The organism is Bacillus sp. EKM420B, from assembly GCF_011065565.1.
GTDB classification, from domain to species: Bacteria; Bacillota; Bacilli; order Bacillales; family Bacillaceae; genus Bacillus; species Bacillus velezensis.
Genome location: NZ_JAAMNX010000002.1, coordinates 390,859 through 411,093, shown reverse-complemented (window position 1 = coordinate 411,093; position 20,235 = coordinate 390,859). Strand labels below are relative to the sequence as shown.

26 protein-coding genes are annotated in these 20,235 nt (G+C 47.1%); 2 read left to right on the top strand and 24 right to left on the bottom strand.

Annotated features, from left to right (window positions below):
- Positions 1-12: 12 nt before the first annotated feature.
- From murA to G9F48_RS07045, 3 genes are all read right to left on the bottom strand, one after another.
- The gene (gene murA, locus G9F48_RS07055; RefSeq protein ID WP_003151185.1) at positions 13-1,323 is read right to left on the bottom strand and encodes a UDP-N-acetylglucosamine 1-carboxyvinyltransferase; all 1,311 of its coding nucleotides are present in this window, start codon (positions 1,321-1,323) and stop codon (positions 13-15) included.
- A 33-nt stretch (positions 1,324-1,356) separates the two neighbouring features.
- Entirely contained in the window at positions 1,357-2,097 is a 741-nt protein-coding gene (locus tag G9F48_RS07050) for a YwmB family TATA-box binding protein (RefSeq protein WP_003151183.1), read from the bottom strand.
- Positions 2,098-2,239: 142 nt separating this feature from the next.
- Positions 2,240-2,470, bottom strand: coding sequence for a DUF1146 family protein (locus G9F48_RS07045; RefSeq protein ID WP_003151181.1), 231 nt, complete (start codon positions 2,468-2,470; stop codon positions 2,240-2,242).
- A gap of 172 nt (positions 2,471-2,642) precedes the next feature.
- Here G9F48_RS07045 and G9F48_RS07040 point away from each other — a divergent pair, with 172 nt between their 5' ends.
- Positions 2,643-3,113 (top strand): hypothetical protein, encoded by a 471-nt coding sequence (locus G9F48_RS07040; protein ID WP_003151179.1) that lies wholly within the window; start codon positions 2,643-2,645, stop codon positions 3,111-3,113.
- Between the two features lie 44 nt (positions 3,114-3,157).
- Here the strand turns inward: G9F48_RS07040 and G9F48_RS07035 are convergent, their stop codons facing one another.
- From G9F48_RS07035 to spoIIR, 18 genes are all read right to left on the bottom strand, one after another.
- A complete protein-coding gene (locus G9F48_RS07035) occupies positions 3,158-3,556 on the bottom strand; it encodes a F0F1 ATP synthase subunit epsilon (protein WP_003151176.1) in 399 nt (132 codons plus the stop codon).
- 23 nt (positions 3,557-3,579) lie between these two features.
- Complete coding sequence (gene atpD / locus G9F48_RS07030; RefSeq protein ID WP_003151173.1) at positions 3,580-5,001, bottom strand: F0F1 ATP synthase subunit beta; 1,422 nt, start codon at positions 4,999-5,001, stop codon at positions 3,580-3,582.
- A 25-nt stretch (positions 5,002-5,026) separates the two neighbouring features.
- The gene (gene atpG, locus G9F48_RS07025) at positions 5,027-5,890 is read right to left on the bottom strand and encodes an ATP synthase F1 subunit gamma (protein WP_003151172.1); all 864 of its coding nucleotides are present in this window, start codon (positions 5,888-5,890) and stop codon (positions 5,027-5,029) included.
- 75 nt (positions 5,891-5,965) lie between these two features.
- Positions 5,966-7,474 (bottom strand): F0F1 ATP synthase subunit alpha, encoded by a 1,509-nt coding sequence (gene atpA, locus G9F48_RS07020; RefSeq protein WP_003151170.1) that lies wholly within the window; start codon positions 7,472-7,474, stop codon positions 5,966-5,968.
- Positions 7,475-7,490: 16 nt separating this feature from the next.
- Positions 7,491-8,036, bottom strand: a complete 546-nt coding sequence (locus tag G9F48_RS07015) for a F0F1 ATP synthase subunit delta (protein ID WP_003151169.1) — start codon at positions 8,034-8,036, stop codon at positions 7,491-7,493.
- A complete protein-coding gene (gene atpF / locus G9F48_RS07010; protein ID WP_003151168.1) occupies positions 8,033-8,545 on the bottom strand; it encodes a F0F1 ATP synthase subunit B in 513 nt (170 codons plus the stop codon). The genes G9F48_RS07015 and atpF overlap by 4 nt, the downstream gene beginning before the upstream one ends.
- 142 nt (positions 8,546-8,687) lie before the next feature.
- The gene (gene atpE / locus G9F48_RS07005) at positions 8,688-8,900 is read right to left on the bottom strand and encodes a F0F1 ATP synthase subunit C (RefSeq protein ID WP_003151167.1); all 213 of its coding nucleotides are present in this window, start codon (positions 8,898-8,900) and stop codon (positions 8,688-8,690) included.
- A 45-nt stretch (positions 8,901-8,945) separates the two neighbouring features.
- Positions 8,946-9,680, bottom strand: a complete 735-nt coding sequence (gene atpB / locus G9F48_RS07000; protein WP_003151158.1) for a F0F1 ATP synthase subunit A — start codon at positions 9,678-9,680, stop codon at positions 8,946-8,948.
- Positions 9,681-9,687: 7 nt separating this feature from the next.
- Positions 9,688-10,071, bottom strand: a complete 384-nt coding sequence (gene atpI / locus G9F48_RS06995) for an ATP synthase subunit I (protein WP_003151155.1) — start codon at positions 10,069-10,071, stop codon at positions 9,688-9,690.
- A 419-nt stretch (positions 10,072-10,490) separates the two neighbouring features.
- Positions 10,491-11,120, bottom strand: coding sequence for a uracil phosphoribosyltransferase (upp, locus tag G9F48_RS06990; protein WP_003151154.1), 630 nt, complete (start codon positions 11,118-11,120; stop codon positions 10,491-10,493).
- A 134-nt stretch (positions 11,121-11,254) separates the two neighbouring features.
- A complete protein-coding gene (glyA, locus tag G9F48_RS06985; protein WP_007614376.1) occupies positions 11,255-12,502 on the bottom strand; it encodes a serine hydroxymethyltransferase in 1,248 nt (415 codons plus the stop codon).
- Positions 12,503-12,649: 147 nt separating this feature from the next.
- Positions 12,650-13,192 carry a TIGR01440 family protein gene (locus G9F48_RS06980; protein ID WP_007407598.1) on the bottom strand — a complete coding sequence of 181 codons (543 nt, stop codon included), beginning with the start codon at positions 13,190-13,192 and terminating at the stop codon, positions 12,650-12,652.
- A gap of 13 nt (positions 13,193-13,205) precedes the next feature.
- Positions 13,206-13,655 carry a ribose 5-phosphate isomerase B gene (rpiB, locus tag G9F48_RS06975; RefSeq protein WP_003151149.1) on the bottom strand — a complete coding sequence of 150 codons (450 nt, stop codon included), beginning with the start codon at positions 13,653-13,655 and terminating at the stop codon, positions 13,206-13,208.
- 133 nt (positions 13,656-13,788) lie between these two features.
- The gene (locus tag G9F48_RS06970) at positions 13,789-14,244 is read right to left on the bottom strand and encodes a low molecular weight protein arginine phosphatase (protein WP_029325731.1); all 456 of its coding nucleotides are present in this window, start codon (positions 14,242-14,244) and stop codon (positions 13,789-13,791) included.
- Between the two features lie 73 nt (positions 14,245-14,317).
- Complete coding sequence (locus G9F48_RS06965; protein WP_003151147.1) at positions 14,318-14,875, bottom strand: manganese efflux pump MntP; 558 nt, start codon at positions 14,873-14,875, stop codon at positions 14,318-14,320.
- A gap of 67 nt (positions 14,876-14,942) precedes the next feature.
- Positions 14,943-15,983, bottom strand: coding sequence for an L-threonylcarbamoyladenylate synthase (locus tag G9F48_RS06960; RefSeq protein WP_165409267.1), 1,041 nt, complete (start codon positions 15,981-15,983; stop codon positions 14,943-14,945).
- Positions 15,984-16,139: 156 nt separating this feature from the next.
- Positions 16,140-16,583, bottom strand: a complete 444-nt coding sequence (locus G9F48_RS06955; RefSeq protein ID WP_003151145.1) for a hypothetical protein — start codon at positions 16,581-16,583, stop codon at positions 16,140-16,142.
- 70 nt (positions 16,584-16,653) lie between these two features.
- Complete coding sequence (gene spoIIR, locus G9F48_RS06950; RefSeq protein WP_165409266.1) at positions 16,654-17,334, bottom strand: stage II sporulation protein R; 681 nt, start codon at positions 17,332-17,334, stop codon at positions 16,654-16,656.
- A 160-nt stretch (positions 17,335-17,494) separates the two neighbouring features.
- Between spoIIR and G9F48_RS06945 the strand changes: the two genes are divergently transcribed.
- Positions 17,495-17,869, top strand: coding sequence for a UPF0715 family protein (locus tag G9F48_RS06945; protein WP_069449065.1), 375 nt, complete (start codon positions 17,495-17,497; stop codon positions 17,867-17,869).
- Here G9F48_RS06945 and G9F48_RS06940 read toward each other — a convergent pair.
- From G9F48_RS06940 to prfA, 3 genes are all read right to left on the bottom strand, one after another.
- Entirely contained in the window at positions 17,856-18,134 is a 279-nt protein-coding gene (locus G9F48_RS06940) for a DUF5316 family protein (protein ID WP_069449066.1), read from the bottom strand. The genes G9F48_RS06945 and G9F48_RS06940 overlap by 14 nt on opposite strands.
- A 70-nt stretch (positions 18,135-18,204) precedes the next feature.
- Complete coding sequence (prmC, locus tag G9F48_RS06935; protein WP_165409265.1) at positions 18,205-19,065, bottom strand: peptide chain release factor N(5)-glutamine methyltransferase; 861 nt, start codon at positions 19,063-19,065, stop codon at positions 18,205-18,207.
- 1 nt (position 19,066) lies between these two features.
- On the bottom strand, positions 19,067-20,137 hold the full coding sequence (gene prfA, locus G9F48_RS06930; protein ID WP_003151139.1) for a peptide chain release factor 1: 1,071 nt from the start codon (positions 20,135-20,137) through the stop codon (positions 19,067-19,069).
- Positions 20,138-20,235: the final 98 nt, after the last annotated feature.

Here is a 20,235-nt window from a genome sequence, read left to right as displayed (position 1 = left end):
TTTTTACAGCCATTATGCGTTTAGGTCAGTCACGACTTCTTTGCTTTCTTGTTCAGCGGCCGTTTCATCAACGACACGCTCGATGTCAGCGCCGAGAGCCGCAAGTTTTTTATGGAAATTCACATAACCGCGATCCAAGTGCTTCAGTTCCGTGACGCGTGTATGACCTTCAGCCACTAATCCCGCAAGAATCAGCGCCGCGCCCGCACGCAGGTCCGTAGCGGCAACTTCTGCGCCTTGCAGCTGTACAGGACCGTTAATGATCACAGAACGTCCTTCAATTTTAATGTCGCCATTCATCCGGCGGAATTCTTCAGCATGCATAAAACGGTTTTCAAACACAGTTTCAGTAATCATGCTTGTTCCGCTCGCACGGAGAAGCAGCGCCATCATTTGCGACTGCATATCAGTCGGGAATCCTGGGTGAGGCATCGTTTTAATGTCGATCGGCTTCAGCTGGGCAGGACCGATGACACGAAGGCCTTCTCCTTCATCCGTAATTTTGACTCCCATTTCTTCCATTTTCGCAATTAAAGACGTAAGATGCTCAGGAACCGCACCTTTGACTAATACATTTCCTTCCGTGATAGCCGCAGCCACCATGAAAGTACCCGCTTCAATACGGTCAGGAATGATGTTGTGTCTTACGCCGCGAAGCTTCTCGACACCTTCAATTTTAATGGTGCCTGTGCCGGCTCCGCGGATTTTTCCGCCCATCGCATTGATATAGTTCGCTAAGTCAACGATTTCAGGCTCTTTTGCCACGTTTTCAAGCGTTGTTGTTCCTTCAGCTAAAGCAGCTGCCATAATCAAGTTTTCTGTCGCACCCACACTTGGGAAATCTAAATAGATTTTTGCGCCCTGCAGACGGCCTTCCACTTCTGCTTCAATAAAGCCGTTGCCTACTTTGATTTTTGCACCCATTGCTTCAAAGCCTTTTAAATGCTGATCAATCGGTCTTGAGCCGATTGCGCAGCCGCCCGGAAGCGCTACTCTTGAATGACCCGTACGAGCTAACAGAGGGCCCATAACAAGCACTGACGCGCGCATTTTGCGCACATATTCAAAAGGTGCTTCTGTTTCTAAAGCGTAAGAAGCGTTTACGGTAACTTCATTATTCTCAAAATGCACATCTGCTCCTAAATGACGCAACACTTCATTAATTGTATATACATCGGAGAGCGTAGGTACATCACATATTACGCTTTTTTCTTCACTTGCTAATAAAGATGCAGCGATAACTGGTAAAACGGCATTTTTTGCTCCTTCAACTTTCACTGTGCCGTTTAACTTCTGACCGCCGCGGACGATGATTTTTTCCAAGGTATTCCCCTCCGCGTCCCTATATTCTCTATATTAATATTCAGTCGTCACGATTGGTGTGCCAACCGTAACGGTATGTTTTCCGCCCATTCCCGCACTTCTAAGCGCAACTTGCACATTCATCTTATGTTTCGATGTCATGATGTAATCTGTCCACTTATATGTAAATGCAGAAACAGAAACGAAATGAGGCTCAACTACATGTTCAACTGGACTTGCTTCAAATTCTTTCATGAGCTGTTCTGCTTTTTTTTGCAAAACAATACTCATATTATCATTTAAATGACCCTTTAGACAAGTAAAAATAAATACTTTATTTTGAAATATGTCATGTGCCTGCCGTTCAAACTGTTCATATGTATCATTCCAGTTTTCCGGTTGCTCCGGGCTCATTTGCTCATATAATAAATACGAAGTTGGGTTCTGGTTTTTGAGGGTAGTGACGAGCTGCAGTTTAAAAGTTGTGTGATTTTTTTTGTCAGAATACGTGCCGACGGCCTTTACGATTTTATCTTCCCGCGCGGATTCCCAATGATATTGCGGATACTGCGTCTTCAGTTCTTTTACCTTGTCATCAAATTCACTCAGTGACAGGTTCAGATTTTTTTTCGCATGAAGCGTCCATTCATCCACAGTGACCTGCTGCCGCTCCATTCCTTCGGCAATCTGGGCAAGCGGAGACAGCTCACTTGCATGAATGGAATGAAATACCGCTATTAAGGCGCTTAAAAAAACAAAAAACAAGATGATGCGGCCTGCTCTTTTTTTCTTCATATCGATCTCTCCCCCTTACTCCCATTTTTGCCGGAGCCGGGGAAAGCAATACATGGAAAACTTCGTCAAAACTCGCCAAGCGGGTGGAAGAAAAATTGGTTTCTCACCCAGCGATTCCCTTCATTTCAACAGACGAAACATCTTAAAATAAGTATGGAAGCTGTTTCGAATAGGTAAGATAATCTAAAAAGAAGTTGGCGACTGCCGTACCGATCGCAATGGTAAGAAGAATGATCAGCAGCCTCGCCTGCACTATTTTTCCTTTTCGGATCAGCGGATCAAAGTTGACGGCCTGAAGCGCCCACCATGTCACCGCAATGCATACCAGGTGAACCAGGATGCTGATTGCGGCCTGCTGCCCCAATACATTCACAAATTCCATCTCCTTTCATTTTTTCCGCCCCTCATATCCTCTCTTATTATATAAGAAGAAGAGAGAAAGATGATCATTTTTACATCAGAATTTTTATCCAAAATTAGGGGCAATCCCCGCTTAAATGTCCGTTCTCCGGCATGATATACTTTTTTGGAAAGGAGATGGGAATATGAATCATTCCTTTTTTCATCCGGAAAAGCAGTATGGAGAAACACTTCCCGTATTTGACCACGAGTGGGAAGCGATAGCATTCTACTATGATTATAGACAGTCTCAAACAGAGGAACTGAAAGAATTATGTCAGTTTTTCAACATTTCTCTTGATTATTCACCCGGCAGCCTGCTGGCAGTGGAAGCTCTTTACTTCCGCAGCATAAAAGAGCTGCTTTTGGCGGATTGGAACCTGCCGATTGACGAATTTGAGAAAATGCTCAGCGTGTATGTCATCGATTGCGCCATCAGACATCATGACGATGCCGAATGGGTCGTCAAACCTTATCCGTATACGGACGGCGCTTATACGACGGGTGTGCGGAGAGGAAACAAAACGTGGCACACCGACAACTGCTGCGAACATTTATATCTGCAAAAAGAAGAGGATCATCCGCTTATCGGCGTCTATGAATCTCTTATGCGTTAATATAGAAAAAGAATCCTTCTCAGACAGCCGAGAAGGATTCTTTTTTAGTTTCCTGCAACATCCAATCTGTTTACAGCCCGCTGTAACGCAAGCTCAGCCCGACGAATGTCAGTATCATCTGATCGTTTGTTCAAACGGTCTTCCGCCCGCTTTTTCGCAGCAAGGGCGCGCTCTTTATCAATGCTTTCCGCTGTTTCAGCGGCTTGTGCAAGGATAGTGACCTGATCAGGACGGACTTCTAAAAATCCGCCGCTGACAGCCGCCAATTCGGTCTGCCCGTCTTTTTTAAGGCGGACAGCGCCGATTTTAAGCGGAGCCACGGTCGGAATATGGCCAGGCAGGATACCGAGATCACCGCTCTCGGCTCTTACACTCACCATTTCAATATCAGCATCATATACTGGGCCGTCGGGAGTAACGATATTGACTTTAACGGTCTTCATGCTTTTACCCTCCTAGGACCAGATTAAACTTCTACACCCATCTCTTTTGCATTCTCAATGACTTCTTCAATGCGTCCCACAAGACGGAATGCATCTTCCGGAAGATGGTCATATTTACCGGAAAGGATTTCTTTAAAGCCTCGTACCGTTTCTTTAACAGGCACGTAAGAACCCTTTTGTCCCGTAAACTGCTCAGCTACGTGGAAGTTTTGAGAAAGGAAGAACTGGATACGGCGTGCGCGGTGAACGACAAGCTTGTCTTCTTCACCTAATTCGTCCATACCGAGAATCGCGATAATATCCTGAAGTTCTTTGTAACGCTGAAGCGTTGACTGAACTTCACGCGCCACTGCATAATGCTCTTCTCCGACAATTTCCGGAGCAAGCGCGCGGGAAGTGGAAGCCAGCGGATCAACCGCAGGGTAGATACCCATTTCAGTTAATTTACGCTCAAGGTTAGTCGTTGCATCCAAGTGAGCGAACGTTGTCGCCGGAGCCGGGTCAGTGTAGTCATCGGCAGGCACGTAGATCGCCTGGATAGATGTAACTGAACCAACGTTTGTAGACGTAATACGCTCTTGAAGCTGACCCATTTCTGTCGCAAGCGTCGGCTGATAACCAACCGCAGAAGGCATACGGCCGAGAAGCGCGGAAACCTCTGAACCCGCTTGTGTGAAACGGAAAATGTTATCGATAAAGAACAGTACGTCCTGTCCTTGTTTATCACGGAAATGCTCAGCCATTGTAAGACCCGTCAGTGCTACACGCATACGTGCGCCCGGCGGCTCGTTCATTTGTCCGAAGACCATGGCTGTTTTCTTGATAACGCCTGAATCGCTCATTTCGTAGAAAAGGTCGTTCCCTTCACGAGTACGCTCTCCTACACCGGCGAATACGGAAATACCGCCGTGCTCTTGCGCGATGTTGTTGATTAATTCCTGAATTAATACGGTTTTACCTACGCCGGCGCCGCCGAACAATCCGATTTTACCGCCCTTGATGTAAGGAGCGAGCAGGTCAACAACCTTAATTCCCGTTTCAAGAATTTCAACCTCAGTTGAAAGCTCATCGAATGAAGGAGCTGATCTGTGGATCGGGTCCTTTTGAGCATCCGCAGGCAGCGGTTCATTTAAATCAATTTTATCTCCCAGTACGTTAAATACGCGTCCGAGAGTCACATCACCGACAGGAACGGAAATCGGCGCACCTGTATCAACGGCTTCCATTCCGCGCTGAATTCCGTCCGTAGATGCCATGGCAATTGTACGGACTGTATCATCGCCTAAATGAAGAGCAACCTCTAGCGTTAGGTCGATGCCTACTTCATTTTCGCCTGTAGCTGGCTGTGAAACTTTAATCGCATTATAAATCGCAGGCAAGTGGCCGTCCTCGAAACGTACGTCGACAACCGGTCCAAGCACCTGACTTACGCGTCCTTTCTTCATCGCTATCCCTCCTGACAAAATCTTTCTATTCTAAAGCGGCTGCACCGCCGACAATTTCGGTAATTTCTTGTGTAATCGCCGCTTGACGCGCGCGGTTATATGAAAGCGAAAGTGAATCAATGAGTTCTTTCGCATTATCAGTCGCATTTTTCATTGCTGTCATTCTCGCAGCGTGTTCACTTGCTTTACTGTCAAGAAGCGCGCCGTAAATTAAGCTTTCCGCATATTGAGGAAGCAGCACTTCGAGCACCTCTTCTTCATCCGGTTCGAACTCGTAAGAAGCCGTGCGCTTCCCGCCGCTCGTTCCGAAATCCGTTAAAGGCAGCACTTTTTTCTCCGTCACTTCCTGTGAAATCGCACTGACGAAATGGTTATACACCAAATGCAGTTCATCAAAAGCGCCGTCGATAAACATTTGAACCGTCTGACGGGTCAAATCTTTAATCTGAGCAAAAGTGACCTCGTCGCCAAGCCCCACTAACTCAGACAAAATCGGCATCTCCCGTTTTTTGAAGAAATCGCGGCCGACTCTGCCGATTGCAATCACCGTGTATTCATCTTTAGACTGATGGCGTTCTTGAATGGTGCGGTAAGCGTTTCGCAAAACCGAACTGTTAAACGCACCCGCAAGCCCGCGGTCAGACGTAATGACGAGATACGCCGTCTTTTTCACTTCTCTTGAGACAAGCATCGGGTGTTTCGCGTTTTTCGCGCCTTTTCCGACGTTAAACACAACCTCCTGGATCTTATCCATATACGGAGCAAATGACTTCGCATTGGTTTCCGCACGGTTCAGCTTCGCAGCGGATACCATCTGCATGGCTTTTGTAATCTGGCTTGTTTTTTTCGTTGACGTGATCCTTGACTTAATATCGCGTAATGAGGCCAAAGATTTCACCACCTTTATTCTTCATTTGCGTAAAAAGAGAGAAAAAGAGAACCTTTTTCTCTCATCTTCTAAGGGTTAGTTGCTTGGTGCAAATGTGCGTTTGAAGCCTTCGATTGCAGCTTTGAAGTCTTCATCAGCAGGAAGGTTTCCTGTTTTCGCAATGCCGTCAAGCAGATCTTTATGGTTTTGATCAAGGTACATGTAGTACTCTTCTTCAAAACGTCTGATATCCGCAACCGGAATATCATCAAGATATCCTTTTGTCAGCGCATAAAGAATGGCTACCTGTTTTTCAACCGGAAGCGGTTTATTCAAGTCTTGCTTCAGCACTTCAACTGTACGCGCACCGCGGTTCAGTTTCGCCTGAGTCGCCTGGTCAAGATCAGATCCGAATTGGGCGAATGCTTCAAGTTCACGGTATGAAGCAAGGTCAAGACGCAATGTTCCCGCTACCTTTTTCATCGCTTTGATTTGGGCTGACCCGCCGACACGGGATACGGATAATCCGGCATTGATCGCAGGACGCACGCCTGAGAAGAATAGGTCGGATTGAAGGAAAATCTGTCCGTCAGTAATGGAAATGACGTTTGTCGGGATATAAGCGGAGATATCTCCTGCTTGTGTTTCGACGAACGGCAGCGCCGTAATTGATCCTGCGCCTTTTGCGTCACTCAGCTTGGCTGCGCGCTCAAGCAGACGGGAGTGAAGATAGAATACATCCCCAGGGAATGCTTCACGGCCCGGCGGACGGCGAAGAAGCAATGACAGCTCACGGTAAGCGGCTGCTTGTTTGGATAAATCATCATATACGACGAGAACGTGCTTGCCGTTGTACATGAATTCTTCACCCATTGTCACCCCTGCATACGGTGCAAGGTAAAGAAGCGGAGCCGGCTGTGAAGCGGACGCCGTCACGACAATCGTGTAATCAAGCGCGCCATGCTTACGAAGTGTTTCCACCACGCCGCGCACTGTAGATTCTTTTTGGCCGATCGCTACGTACACACAGATCATGTCTTGATCTTTTTGGTTTAAGATTGTATCAATCGCAACAGATGTTTTACCTGTCTGACGGTCCCCGATAATCAGCTCACGCTGTCCGCGGCCGATCGGAATTAACGCGTCGATCGCTTTGATACCCGTTTGCAGCGGCTCATGTACCGATTTACGGTCCATTACGCCTGGAGCCTGGCTTTCGATCGGACGTGTTTTGCTTGTCAGAATCGGACCCAGTCCGTCTACCGGCTGTCCGAGCGGGTTGACGATACGTCCGATTAATTCTTCACCTACAGGAACTTCCATGATGCGGCCCGTTCTTTTGACCTCATCACCTTCACGGATATCTCTGTAAGGTCCTAAGATAACGATACCTACGTTGGATTCTTCAAGGTTTTGAGCCATACCCAAAACGCCGTTTGAAAACTCAACAAGTTCACCGGCCATACAATTGTCAAGGCCGTGCACACGCGCAATACCGTCTCCGACTTGGATGACTGTACCTACGTCATGAACTTCAATTTCAGATTGGTAATTTTGAATTTGCTGCTTTATCAGCGTGCTAATCTCTTCAGCTTTGATGCTCACTTAGGTTTCACCCCTTCTATCGATTTCCTCCGGCAAGTTGACGTTCCATGCGCTCAAGCTTTCCGCTTACGCTTCCGTCATAAATCCGGTTTCCAATGCGGACTTTAATGCCGCCTATTAAATCCGTCTGCACTTCATTTCTGATTCTGAGCGAAGCGATTCCGGCTTTTTTTGCAAACACTTGAGACAATGATAACATTTCCGCTTCTGACAGCGGTTTTACTGAATAAACAACCGCATCCTCTGTCTGACGGGCCTGATTGGCAAGTTTGATAAACTCGTCTGTGAGATCAGGCACAATCGAAGACCGGCGGCGGTCAATCAGAAGAAAAATCGTATGCAGCACAGACTCAGACAGTGCGCCGAACGATTGCTGAATCAGCTCTTTTTTCTTAGCGGCCGATACCTTCGGATGGCTTAACACTTCCTGTAATCCGGCTTCGTTCCGGAACACTTCTTTTAGTACGGTAAGCTCTTCTTCGATTTCATTGATTTGAGAAGTCTCAACGGCAATGTCGAAAAGCGCTGACGCGTATCGTTTAGAGACAGCAGATCCACTCATCGGCTTTCTCCTACCTCTTTAAGATAGTCCTGAATCAGTTGTTCCTGGGCTTGTTCATCAAGCTCTTTTTCAATCACTTTCGATGCGATTAAGACAGAAAGTGATGCGACTTGCTCGCGAAGTGCGGAAACCGCTTGTTCTTTTTCTTTGACAATTTCGGTTCTCGCCGCTTCTTTCAATCTTTCAGACTCGGCGCGTGCAGCCTGGATAATGTCTTCCTTCTGCTTTTCACCCAGTTTTTTCGCATTTTCAATGAGTGATTGTGATTCCTGTTTCGCTTCTTTTAAAAGAACGCGCTGCTCTTCAATCAGCTTCTGCGCTTCTTTATTTCTTTCTTCAGCGGACGTAATTTCGCCGGCGATATGATCTTCACGCTGTTTCATTATATTTAATAGCGGTCCCAGAGCGAATTTCTTGAGAAGCGCTAATAAAACTAACATAGCTAACAATTGGAATAGGATATCTCCGCCGTTAAACGACAGTCCTAATTCAAGAGGTAATTGAGACATCTACTACGGCAACTCCCTTCTGCAGGTTTTCTCTGCTGATAAAAAGCCGTTTCGGCACGGCCTGCTTATCAGACATAAAGCAATGGCGAAGGTTCTCTTAGAGTGATCTTCGCCATTTTTAGTTCATATAAGGCTTTTTTGCTTAGCCAAAGAACGCTAAGAACGCGATAACGACAGCGATAATCGGAAGGGCCTCAACCAATGCGATACCCATGAACATAAGAGTTCTAAGTTCTTTTCCTGCTTCCGGCTGACGGGCGATTCCCTCTACCGTACGTGAAACGATCAGACCGTTACCAATACCTGCACCAAGTGCGCCTAAACCGATTGCAATTGCAGCTGCTATTAAATTCATGAAAAAGTTCCTCCTTTAAAATGTTATCCGAATGGATATATGATTTTAATGATCATGACTGATTTTGTGTGACATGTACACCATCGTCAGCATCGTAAAGATAAATGCCTGGATGGTACCGATGAACAAGCTGAATGCCTGCCATGCAAGCATCGGAATAATGGCTCCGACTGTGCCGACCAAACCGAGAAAGAAACTGTTTGAGTAGAAATTCGTCGCCAGATTCGCAAGCAGGCCAAGAAGAATTTCCCCGGCGAAAATGTTACCGTAAAGACGAAGTCCGAGTGTCAGCGTATTCGCAAACTCCTCAATGATCTTCATCGGGAACATAAGCGGAACCGGTCTGAGGTAATCTTTAGAGTATTCCTTCAAACCTTTCATCTTCACGCCGTAATAGTGCGTTAACGACACAACCATAACGGCTAGAGTCAGAGTAATAGCCGGATCGGCCGTCGGTGATTTCCACCAAAGCTCGTGTCCGACCGTTACAGAAAACGGCAGCCCTAGCATATTTGATACAAATATGTACATCAGCAAGGTTACACCAAGCGCCAAGAAGTTAGCCCCTGTTTTTAAATCCATTGTACTGCCTATAATATTGCGGACAAAATCAACAATCCATTCCATGAAGTTCTGGGCTTTTCCCGGACGGATGGACAGCGTTCTTGTAGTAAGAATCGCAATCAGCAGCACAATCACACTTGCCACAGTAATCATCAGAATGTTTGTCAGATTAAAAGTAAGACCAAACAAATCAATAGTTCTGTAATCGTGATTCAATGGGTTTTCACCTCTCTTCCATTGATGAACGTTTGAGCTGAATAATGGAATCTATCATAATGACGGGATAAATTGTCATTAATCCAATAATCACACTTGCCACACTGACTTTATCGGGATATTTAAAGGCGACAGCCATCGCAAGTATCGCATTGCACCAACGCGCTGCGCTCCCGAGTGATCGTATGGACTTTCCTTTCGCCACGGCCTTGTCAAAAGCATTCATTCTTCTGGTCAAGAGCCACAAATTAAACAAACTGAAAACAGTTCCCAAAAAGAGGCCTAAAAAAACAGTTTTATACGCCGTAAGACCATATCCCAGCAAATAGATTGCTAAGATTACAAATACATATCTCCGTTGTCTGCTGAATGTAAGATTGGGATCGTCCATCAACTATCTGTCTCCTGATGAAAATGTAATATAATTCCTGGATACGGCAAAACATGCGGTTAACCCTTGCAGAAGGCCTTTTTTGTCCGCAAAACGGCCTGTTCGAAAAAACCACTCATCCTCCTGATGCCACGGGATGCTGTTTCATTCGCTTAGATAAATCCTCATATAACGGGTTTTTTTGGAGGATTTAAAATGAGGATGGATACTAGAAATGAAAGGAATGAAAACCTTCTCATAATACCCTCGTTTAGCATACAATAGCCCCTAACATGTGTCAATCTGTTTAAAGTTAAAAAACTTTTTATACCGGAAGCATACACAGAATGTTCACAAATTCACCTATAAATGTATGAACTCTGCCCATTCAGCAAAAATCTGGATAAAAAAAGAAAACCCCCTGAATGAGGTTTTCCGATTTATTTGGTTCCGTACAGTCTGTCACCCGCGTCACCGAGGCCCGGAACGATATAGCCTTTTTCATTCAGTTTTTCATCAAGGGCGGCGATATAAATATCAACGTCAGAATGATGTTTCTGCAGCTCTTCCACGCCTTCCGGAGCCGCTACAAGACACATAAAACGAATGTTTCTCGCGCCGCGCTTTTTCAGGCTGTTGATCGCTTCCACCGCAGAGCCTCCCGTAGCAAGCATCGGATCCACGACAATAAATTCGCGTTCTTCTACATCAGAAGGAAGCTTGACATAGTATTCCACCGGTTTTAAGGTTTCCGGATCACGGTATAATCCGACATGTCCCACTTTAGCGGCCGGGATTAATTTCAGCATGCCGTCAACCATTCCGAGACCCGCTCTCAGGATCGGCACGATACCGAGTTTCTTCCCTGAAATCACTTTGGATGTCGCTGTTTGAACAGGTGTTTTCACTTCCACTTCTTTAAGAGGAAGATCACGTGTAATTTCAAACGCCATCAGTGATGCGACTTCGTCCACAAGGTCTCTGAAATCCTTTGTGCCTGTATTTTCATTCCGAATATATGTCAGCTTATGCTGGATTAAAGGATGATCAAATACGTAAACCTTTCCCATACTGTGTTCAGCTCCTTTTTTGTTGTCCGAGTGACTTTTTCACACTTCTATTGATTCTACAGAAAAAGACAAACAGTTTCAAGAAAATCATAAAAAAACCCGCCGGATTAAGGTTCCGGCGGGTTTCTTCCTTATTAATAGTCCAGTTCTTTATATAAAGGAAACTTTTCAGTCAAGGCAGATACGCGCTGTCTCGCTTCTTCAAGTTTTGCTTCGTCTTCATGATTTTTCAGCGCGAGGCCGATGATAGCGCCGACTTCTTCAAGCGCGTCACCGTCAAAGCCGCGGCTTGTCACAGCTGCCGTACCGAGACGGATTCCGCTTGTGACAAACGGTTTTTCCGGATCGTAAGGGATCGCGTTTTTATTAGATGTAATGCCGATTTCATCAAGAACGTGTTCAGCGACTTTTCCGGTCAGTCCGAGAGAACGGAGGTCGACAAGCACAAGGTGGTTATCCGTTCCGCCTGATACGAGCTGAATGCCCTCTTTGTTCAGAGACTCAGCCAGGCGCTTCGCGTTCGAGATGACGTTTTGCGCATATGTTTTGAAATCATCTTCAAGCACTTCTCCGAAAGATACGGCTTTGGCCGCGATGACATGCATAAGCGGTCCGCCTTGGATTCCCGGGAAAATGGATTTATCAATCTTCTTGCCGAACTCTTCACGGCAAAGGATCATTCCTCCGCGGGGGCCGCGAAGTGTTTTGTGAGTCGTTGTCGTTACAAAGTCAGCGTAAGGAACCGGATTCGGATGAAGACCGGCTGCGACAAGACCCGCGATATGCGCCATGTCTACCATGAAGTAAGCGCCGACTTCATCAGCGATTTCGCGGAATTTTTTAAAGTCGATCGTGCGGGGGTATGCGCTCGCTCCGGCTACGATGAGTTTCGGCTTATGCGCCAGCGCTTTTTCACGCACATCTTCATAATCTATATATTGCGTGTCTTTATCGACACCGTATTCTACAAAGTTGTATTGAACGCCGCTGAAATTAACCGGGCTTCCGTGTGTTAAGTGGCCGCCGTGGGAGAGGTTCATCCCGAGCACCGTGTCGCCGTGCTCTAAAATCGTGAAGTAAACAGCCATGTTCGCCTGAGCGCCTGAGTGCGGCTGAACGTTTACATGCTCAGCTCCGAAAATCTCTTTCGCGCGGTCGCGGGCGATGTCCTCAACGACATCAACATGCTCACAGCCGCCGTAGTAGCGTTTGCCGGGGTAGCCTTCAGCATATTTGTTTGTTAAAACAGAGCCTTGCGCTTCCATTACCGCTTCCGTCACGAAGTTTTCAGAAGCAATTAATTCGATCTTAGTCTGTTGACGCTTACGCTCATCTTTGATGGCGTTAAACACTTGTTTATCTTGTACAGGTAAATGTTTCATCAGCGAGATCCTCTCCTATCCGTTTCCTGTTCTTTATTTTTACCACCCTTATTGTACATGGTTTTTCAGGTGAATGTAACAGCTTATTTAAAAAAATCACAAAATTTAATTAGAAAACACGAACATTATAGAGGAAAAGTATTTTCATCATTCGCATTCATAAACGGCGCGAATTCCGCCTATCAGTTTCGGTCTTGTCCGAGCCATCGTCACATGTGCTTCTCCAAGCTCACGGCTCGATATCCGGACAGGGACGGCAACGGGTTTCAGATGCATGCCGATGAACGTATCACCGATGTCAATCCCGGCGTCAGCCTGAATCGATTCAGCGAGCACGGGAGAACGCATCTGCCGGTATGCATAAGAGGCCATCGCTCCGCCCGCTTTCGGGACGGGGACGGCTGAAACAATGGGGAGCCTGAACCGCTCGGCCGTTTCCGCTTCAATGACAAGCGCCCTGTTTAAATGCTCGCAGCATTGAAAAGCAAGATGCACACCCGTTTTTTCCTTAAACCGGTTAAGTCCGCCGTATATCAATTCAGCCCAATCCCCGCTTCCGGCGGTGCCGATCCGGCTTCCGGCGGCTTCACTTGTACTGCACCCGATCACCAGCAGACTGCCGTCCGTCAGTCCTGCCTGCTCTTGAAACTCAGTCAGCATGTCCGTCCATTTTTGCTTCATCTCTTCCATTGTCCAGCACCTCTTACAGATTTTTTTCTTCGTAATCTGCGATTTTGCCGATCCGCCGTTCGTGGCGGCCGCCCGTAAATTCAGTCGTCAGCCAGACTTTTGCGATTTCGCGCGCCAGTCCCGGGCCGATGACGCGTTCGCCCATCGCAAGAACATTCGTGTCATTGTGTTCACGCGTCGCTTTTGCGCTGAAGGTGTCATGGGCAAGCGCACAGCGTATGCCCTTTACCTTATTTGCGGAGATGCTCATGCCGATGCCTGTGCCGCAAATTAAAATTCCCCTGTCAGCTTCGCCGTTCACCACTTTTTCCGCTACCGGAAAAGCGTAGTCTGAATAATCGACAGAGCCGGCGCCGCATTCACAGCCCATATCAATGTATTCAATCTGCAATTCATCCAAAAGACTTTTTATTTCTTCGCGGATATGGACGCCGCCGTGATCTGACGCAATAGCTACTTTCATTCATTTACCTCCTAGGTGTGGCTGGGCGAAGACAGCCCAGTTTGCTTGTCCTTTTTATTACGAAATCCGTTGATTTCATTCTACTCTTTCACATTCGTTTTGCAAATGACCTGTTTGCAGATTTTCTGACAGATTACTTGCTTTTCCCGTCAAGCAATTGATCAGCCAAAAGGGTCAGCAGCTCCTCCAGTTCGTCCCGCGTCTGTTTATAAACATCAAGCGGACCGCCGAACGGGTCAGAGATATCGCCGCTTTCCCCCGTCACGTATTCTTTAATGGTAAAAACTTTGCCCTGACTGTTTTGATATCGGCCTTCAATCAGCTGTTTGTGCTGTTCGGTCATCGCCAGCACCAGATCGGCCGTCTCGATATGTTCTTCCGATAAGGGAGATGAACTGTGATTGAGGGCGATCCGTTTTTCAAACAGCGCTTCTACGGCATGAGCCGACGCTTTTCCGTGCGGAGACGCGAATACGCCGGCCGAGCTTACGCTGACATCCAGCCCTTTCGTTTCTGCTATGGATTTAAAAAGAGCCTCAGCCATGGGACTGCGGCACGTATTGCCTGTACAAACAAAGATTATTTTCATGTCCGTCACCTCTTACTGCCTATTATAAATGAAGAAAAAAGAAACGGCATCTTCGTTTCTTTTTTTACGTATCTTATATCGGTAAAAGCAGTTTCAGCCCGAATCCGATCAAAATGGCTCCGCCAAGCGCTTCGCTGTAGGAGCCGAGCCACGACTGCACCTTTCTTCCCGCCAAAAGGCCCGCCCATGTTAAAACGGTGCTGAAGACCCCGAACAGCGTAACGGCCAGAAACGGATTGGAGCCGTTCATCCCGAGACTGAGCCCGACAGAAAAGCTGTCCAGACTGACACCGACCGCAAACAGCAACAGTCCCGAGCCTGCCGGAGATATGAGCGGCCCGTCCGATTGTTTAAACGCGGCGATCATCATCTGCACCCCTAAAATAAAAAGAAGAGATCCGCCGATGTAAACGGCGAGCATCCCCAGAAAACCGGACAGCAGATGCCCGGCCGCCATTCCCACAAGCGGCATCATGACATGAAACAGCCCGATGACAACCCCTATATGAAAAATCTGTTTTTTCTTCAGCTGAATCATTCCCATTCCGAGCCCGACGGAAAAGGCATCCGTCCCCAAAGCAAATGCCATGATGCTTAAGGAGACAAGTTCCCCGATGAATAGATTCGACATGAATAAAAACCCCCTTGGACGTGCCCGCTTGTTTAGCTTATGCATGTCCGATAAGGGGTAGAACAAGTTAATGGATAACGGTGCCGCCTGCGGCTTTCATCAGCCTGTTCATAACGGCGAGCCCCACTCCGGTATCCGGAAAGGACTCAGAAATAATCATATCCACTTCCGCTTCATCAAAGCTGCGGAGCGCATCGTATAAGGCGGACGCCACTGTTTCAAGGTCGGCGCGTCTGCCGCAGACCTTGATATAATCAGCCTGGTAACTATCGGCGTTCTCTTCTGTTGTCAAAATGCCGATTCGTTTTCCCCGGCTTTTATATGCGTCTGCCAGTTCTTGAATTCTCCGGGCGCCGCCGCCAGCAATAGCCATCGGCGCAGAAGGCGCGTAATGTGTATATTTCATACCGGGAGAAATAGGAACCTCATCTTCTTCGGTCAGCCCTTTATCCACAAGAACCGGACCGGCGGCGGATTCAATCTGCTCTTTTGTCACGCCTCCCGGACGAAGCAGCACGGGCTGTTTCCCCGTACAGGACAGAACGGTTGATTCCACTCCGATTCCCGTCGCGCCGCCGTCCACAATACCCGCAATACGGCCGTTTAAATCATGAGCTACATGCTCGGCCTTTGTTGGGCTCGGTTTTCCTGATAAATTGGCGCTCGGCGCGGCGATCGGCAGCCCGGCCGAGCTGATGAGGGCTAATGCTGCCGGATGATCAGGCATTCTGACCGCTACCGTCTCAAGTCCCGCGGTGACACGGGGTGACAGCACACCGGGCTTACACGGCAGGACAAGGGTCAGCGCCCCCGGCCAGAATAGCTCCATAAGCTTTTTCGCCGTCTCAGGAATATGGCTGATAAAACGATCAAGCTGGCTGATATGGGATATATGCACAATCAGCGGGTTATCGCTCGGCCTTCCTTTCGCCTCATATATTTTCGTTACGGCTTCCGTATTTTCAGCGTTAGCGCCCAGTCCGTAAACGGTTTCTGTCGGAAAAGCCACAACCTCATTCTGCCGGAGCAATTCCGCGGCTTGTGTAATTTGGGGATCGGTTGTGGATAATTCTGCGGAACAATCCACAAACCATCTTCTTGTTTTCATGTATAACCAAACTCCTTATTTTAAAGCGGTAAAACTTTATTTTCTCTCGTGTATTCCTTTTGAAAGTATAAAAGATGTCCTTTAATAAAACAAGTGTTATCCACAAACTGTGGACAACACTTTTTAATAAGTGGATAACCTTGTGTATAAGTTAGATCAGGCAGAGGTTTTCACCATTAAAAACGAACCTTCTGTGCATAACGAGTTGCGGAAATGTTCGGACGTATACAGTTCATCAGGCGCATCGGCGCACGCTTCAAATCCCATCACATTCAGAAACTCAGCGGATGAGGGCTGATTGGCGACTAAGTAGACATCTTGAATCTCATGTTTTTTGCACAGCACATCCATACTTTGAAACAGTGTAACGATATGGCTTTGATTCAGCCTGTCCGACATGACGAGTGAACGGAGAAGCCCTTTTCCGCCGCTGAATTTTTCGATCCCGAGACAGGCGGCAATCTTTTTTTCGCTGTCTTCCAGCACGATAAACCGGCTGATCTGCTGATCGATTTCCGCATGTGCCGTATCAGACTTTTTCAAAAAGGCCTCCAGCGCCTCGGTATCTTGATCTCTTGCCACTCTCAGCTGATAAAACATATATTTCCCTCCGTTTCGATCAACTCTTTCTTCCAATCTATGAATCGAATCCGGATTTATGCCTTTTGCTTCAGGAAAATAGATCTGAAATCCAATCGACGAGGAAAAACTTCACTTCGGTATCATCGTCATCTTTATTTTCTTTCTTCGCTTTATCAGCCTTTGCTTTTACGTCATCCAGCACTTTTTCTGTCTGTTTCTGCGTTTCTTCCTGCTTCTGTCCGCCGTCTTCCTGATCTTTCACCGCTTCGCCGTTTGAGAAATCAAGGAAGCACAGCGGCGGAAACAAGACGCACCACCAGTTGGCGCCCTCGCCATTGCCGAGTGTAATTAAAATCGCTTCATATTTTCCGGCCGGATAGACCATATTGCCGTACAGCTTTGTCGGAAACGAGATTTTATTGAATTGAACTGAAACGGATTGATGCGCACCCTTTTCTTTCATCGTTCGTTTGGCGATTTCTTTAATTTCAGGAAGCTTCGAACGAATGAGCCGCCGCGCTTCTTCAATGGAAGTGATATCTTTCACCCAGTCCGTGATTTGCTTGTTTACAGCATCTCTGATCTGGCGCTTGAGCTTTTGATCCTCATCGTTATCACTGTTGGCCAAAATCCTGAGCCGGATCGCTTCATCCGGTATGACGACGGGCTCATCGGCTGATGCCCGCGCCGTTTCTTCTTTTGTCAAACCCGCAAGCGCTCCTGATAATAAAAGAAAAATATATATGCAGATCATCATTGTCTGTTTCATCGGTCCCCACCGTTCCTCTCCGTGCTTTTTTTATCTAGTCCCATTATGGACATGACGGAAAAGGTTTAAACCGGCGGGAAGAAAAAAATCTAGCAAGCTGATAATCTGCATTGACAGATTCAAAATATGGTACGATATTATTTTGATAGGAGGTTTTCAGATGAAATATAATTACACCGTGCTGCTGTCGGCGGCATGTATGTCTGTCATTTATTCTATTTTGTATGTTCATCAATTCATTATCGCGGCTTTCATTTCGATGGCGTTTTATTTTTTGTTTCCTTATTTGATTTTTGCGCTGCCGCTTCAATACTTTCTGAATAAAAAGCCGAAGAGATTTCATCCGCTGTATTTTCTTTATTATTTAGGGGTGTCGTTCATTGCAAACGGGATCATCTTCGGTCTTTTGCAGCCGTCAGGCCAATCTCTGTTTTCTAATTCAGCCTTTTATATCTTTGCGGTTTTAACAGCCGTCGTCTATTGGGTGTGGGATTCCGTATTGCTGCAAAGACAAAATTCGGCTACAGAAGCGTAATCAGCAGACAGCCGGCTGAAGGGAGAGCGGCGCAAAAGAAAACGGCGGCCATCTTTAAACGGGCGTGCCGTCCTTCTTCTGTTTCAGAATGATAATTGGCCCGCTGCTCCGCTCCGCTTACGGCCAGCCCGGAAACGATGACCGCTGCGACGATAAGAACAGCCGTAACGGCACCGAAAATGATGTCAAAGCCAAACGGCAGGACAAATCCAGCCGCATAAGCTGCGGCGGCGAGTATACATCCGAAGGCGAACGCTTTTTTCAAGGCGGATGCCCCTTTCATTTTCTTTCCATTGTAACAAAAGCCCGCCGTGTGCGTCACCGGCGGGCTTTTTTCATGATGTGATGACCGCGGATACGGTTCTGTCTTTTCCGTTGATGTCCTGTACGACTTCCACTTCCGCATTCGGAAAGGAATGACGGAACAGGTCTTTCACGGCTTTTCCCTGATTATATCCGATTTCAAAGACGACAAGCGCTTTATCTTTCATGACAAGAGGCAGCTCCTCCATAAACCGCTTGTAGAATTTCAAACCGTCACCGCCGTCCGTAAGTGCATGAAGCGGCTCATGGAAACGGACGATATCCGACAAATCCGCCATTTCTTCTTCAGAAATATACGGCGGATTGGAAACAATCATATCCGCTTTTTTTCCTGATGAAATAAAAGGAGTTAACAGATCTCCCTGCAAAAAGCACACGTCCGCTCCGAGGTTTTGCGCATTTCTTTCCGCCACCTGCAGCGCTTCTTTTGAAATATCCGAAGCCGATACTGAAAAATGTCCGCATTCAAGCGCAAGCGTCACCGCAATGGCTCCGCTCCCCGTACCGATATCAATGACGTTCAGGCGTTCTGCCCCGGAAAATACCCGCTTCTGTCTGTCCAGCAGATGAAACACAACTTCTTCCGTTTCCGGACGCGGAATGAGAACATCGTCATTCACAAAAAATTCCCTGCCGTAAAACTGTTCTTTCCCGATAATATATTGAATCGGAATACCTTCTTTATGCATCTCCACGTGCCGTCTGAAACGGTAAAGTTCGTCCTCGCCGACGGGCTCCTGCAGACTTGCGAGAAGTTTGCTCCGATCCATTCCGGTATCATTTAACAGCAGCAGCTCGGCCGCGTTTTTTTCTCTTCCCGCTTCGGTTAAATAAGAAGAAGCCCAGCTTAGGGCTTCAAAAACGGTCTTCATCTTAATTTTCCGCCTGCTGGAGCTTGCTTGACTGGTCTTCTACGATTAACGCTTCAACCACTTCATCAAGCTTGCCTTCCAAGATTTGATCCAGCTTTTGAATCGTCAGGCCGATGCGGTGATCCGTCACACGGTTTTGCGGGAAATTGTATGTGCGGATACGCTCGGAACGGTCGCCTGAACCGACGGCTGATTTACGGGTCTGATCATATTCAGCCTGAGCTTCCTGCTGGAATTTATCATAGATTCTGGCGCGGAGCACCTTCATCGCTTTTTCTTTGTTTTTAATCTGAGATTTTTCATCCTGACAGGATACGACGACACCGGTCGGTAAATGCGTCAGGCGTACGGCCGACATCGTCGTGTTTACGCTTTGTCCGCCCGGTCCGCTTGATGCGAATGTATCGACGCGGATATCTTTTTCGTGGATGTCCACTTCTACTTCTTCCGCTTCAGGAAGACACGCCACCGTCGCCGTGGATGTATGAATACGGCCGCCTGATTCCGTTTCCGGAACACGCTGTACGCGGTGCGCGCCATTTTCATACTTCAGCTTGGAGTATGCGCCTTTTCCCGTAATCATAAAGATGATTTCTTTGTAACCGCCCGTTCCGGTCACGTTTGCTTCCATGACTTCAGTCTTCCAGCCTTGGATCTCGGCGTAACGGGAGTACATTCTGTAGAGATTTCCCGCAAACAGCGCGGCTTCTTCTCCTCCCGCTGCTCCGCGGATCTCCATGATTACGTTTTTGTCATCGTTCGGGTCTTTCGGGATGAGGAGCACTTTCAAACGCTCTGATAAGGTTTCCGTCTCTCCCTGCAGTTCGGAGATTTCTTCCTTCACCATTTCTCTCATATCGGCATCAAGCTTTTCCTCAAGCATCGCTTTCGCATCGGCAAGCTGTTCTGATGCGTCTCTGTATTGTCTATAGACTTCAACGGTTTCTTGTATATCAGATTGCTCTTTCGAATATTCTCTAAGCTTTTTCGGATCGTTGACCACTTCCGGATCACTTAAAAGCTCATTTAATTTTTCGTATCGTTGTTCAATTGACTGTAAACGGTCTAACACGGTCTTCACCTCTGTTTTCCTGTGCGTAACATTCTCATTATAGTATAGGGCTTATCGCCAGTCAAAAGCAATTCGCCTCTGTTATACTGAAGCAAAAA

Excerpts from the sequence above, each read along its gene's own strand:
- G9F48_RS07035 (WP_003151176.1), bottom strand. The coding sequence starts at position 3,556 with ATGAAGACCGTTAAAGTCAATATCGTTACTCCCGACGGCCCAGTATAT.
- G9F48_RS06965 (WP_003151147.1), bottom strand. The coding sequence starts at position 14,875 with ATGTCGAATCTATTCATCGGGGAACTTGTCTCCTTAAGCATCATGGCA.
- G9F48_RS06980 (WP_007407598.1), bottom strand. The coding sequence starts at position 13,192 with ATGGAAGAGATGAAGCAAAAATGGACGGACATGCTGACTGAGTTTCAA.
- G9F48_RS07050 (WP_003151183.1), bottom strand. The coding sequence starts at position 2,097 with ATGAAGAAAAAAAGAGCAGGCCGCATCATCTTGTTTTTTGTTTTTTTA.
- G9F48_RS06955 (WP_003151145.1), bottom strand. The coding sequence starts at position 16,583 with ATGTTTTATCAGCTGAGAGTGGCAAGAGATCAAGATACCGAGGCGCTG.
- G9F48_RS07040 (WP_003151179.1), top strand. The coding sequence starts at position 2,643 with ATGAATCATTCCTTTTTTCATCCGGAAAAGCAGTATGGAGAAACACTT.
- atpD (WP_003151173.1), bottom strand. The coding sequence starts at position 5,001 with ATGAAGAAAGGACGCGTAAGTCAGGTGCTTGGACCGGTTGTCGACGTA.
- atpI (WP_003151155.1), bottom strand. The coding sequence starts at position 10,071 with ATGGACGATCCCAATCTTACATTCAGCAGACAACGGAGATATGTATTT.
- G9F48_RS06945 (WP_069449065.1), top strand. The coding sequence starts at position 17,495 with ATGAAATATAATTACACCGTGCTGCTGTCGGCGGCATGTATGTCTGTC.
- spoIIR (WP_165409266.1), bottom strand. The coding sequence starts at position 17,334 with ATGAAACAGACAATGATGATCTGCATATATATTTTTCTTTTATTATCA.
- upp (WP_003151154.1), bottom strand. The coding sequence starts at position 11,120 with ATGGGAAAGGTTTACGTATTTGATCATCCTTTAATCCAGCATAAGCTG.
- G9F48_RS07015 (WP_003151169.1), bottom strand. The coding sequence starts at position 8,036 with ATGAGTGGATCTGCTGTCTCTAAACGATACGCGTCAGCGCTTTTCGAC.
- prmC (WP_165409265.1), bottom strand. The coding sequence starts at position 19,065 with ATGAAGACCGTTTTTGAAGCCCTAAGCTGGGCTTCTTCTTATTTAACC.
- G9F48_RS06970 (WP_029325731.1), bottom strand. The coding sequence starts at position 14,244 with ATGAAAATAATCTTTGTTTGTACAGGCAATACGTGCCGCAGTCCCATG.
- atpF (WP_003151168.1), bottom strand. The coding sequence starts at position 8,545 with ATGTCTCAATTACCTCTTGAATTAGGACTGTCGTTTAACGGCGGAGAT.
- glyA (WP_007614376.1), bottom strand. The coding sequence starts at position 12,502 with ATGAAACATTTACCTGTACAAGATAAACAAGTGTTTAACGCCATCAAA.
- G9F48_RS06960 (WP_165409267.1), bottom strand. The coding sequence starts at position 15,983 with ATGAAAACAAGAAGATGGTTTGTGGATTGTTCCGCAGAATTATCCACA.
- atpE (WP_003151167.1), bottom strand. The coding sequence starts at position 8,900 with ATGAATTTAATAGCAGCTGCAATTGCAATCGGTTTAGGCGCACTTGGT.
- rpiB (WP_003151149.1), bottom strand. The coding sequence starts at position 13,655 with ATGAAAGTAGCTATTGCGTCAGATCACGGCGGCGTCCATATCCGCGAA.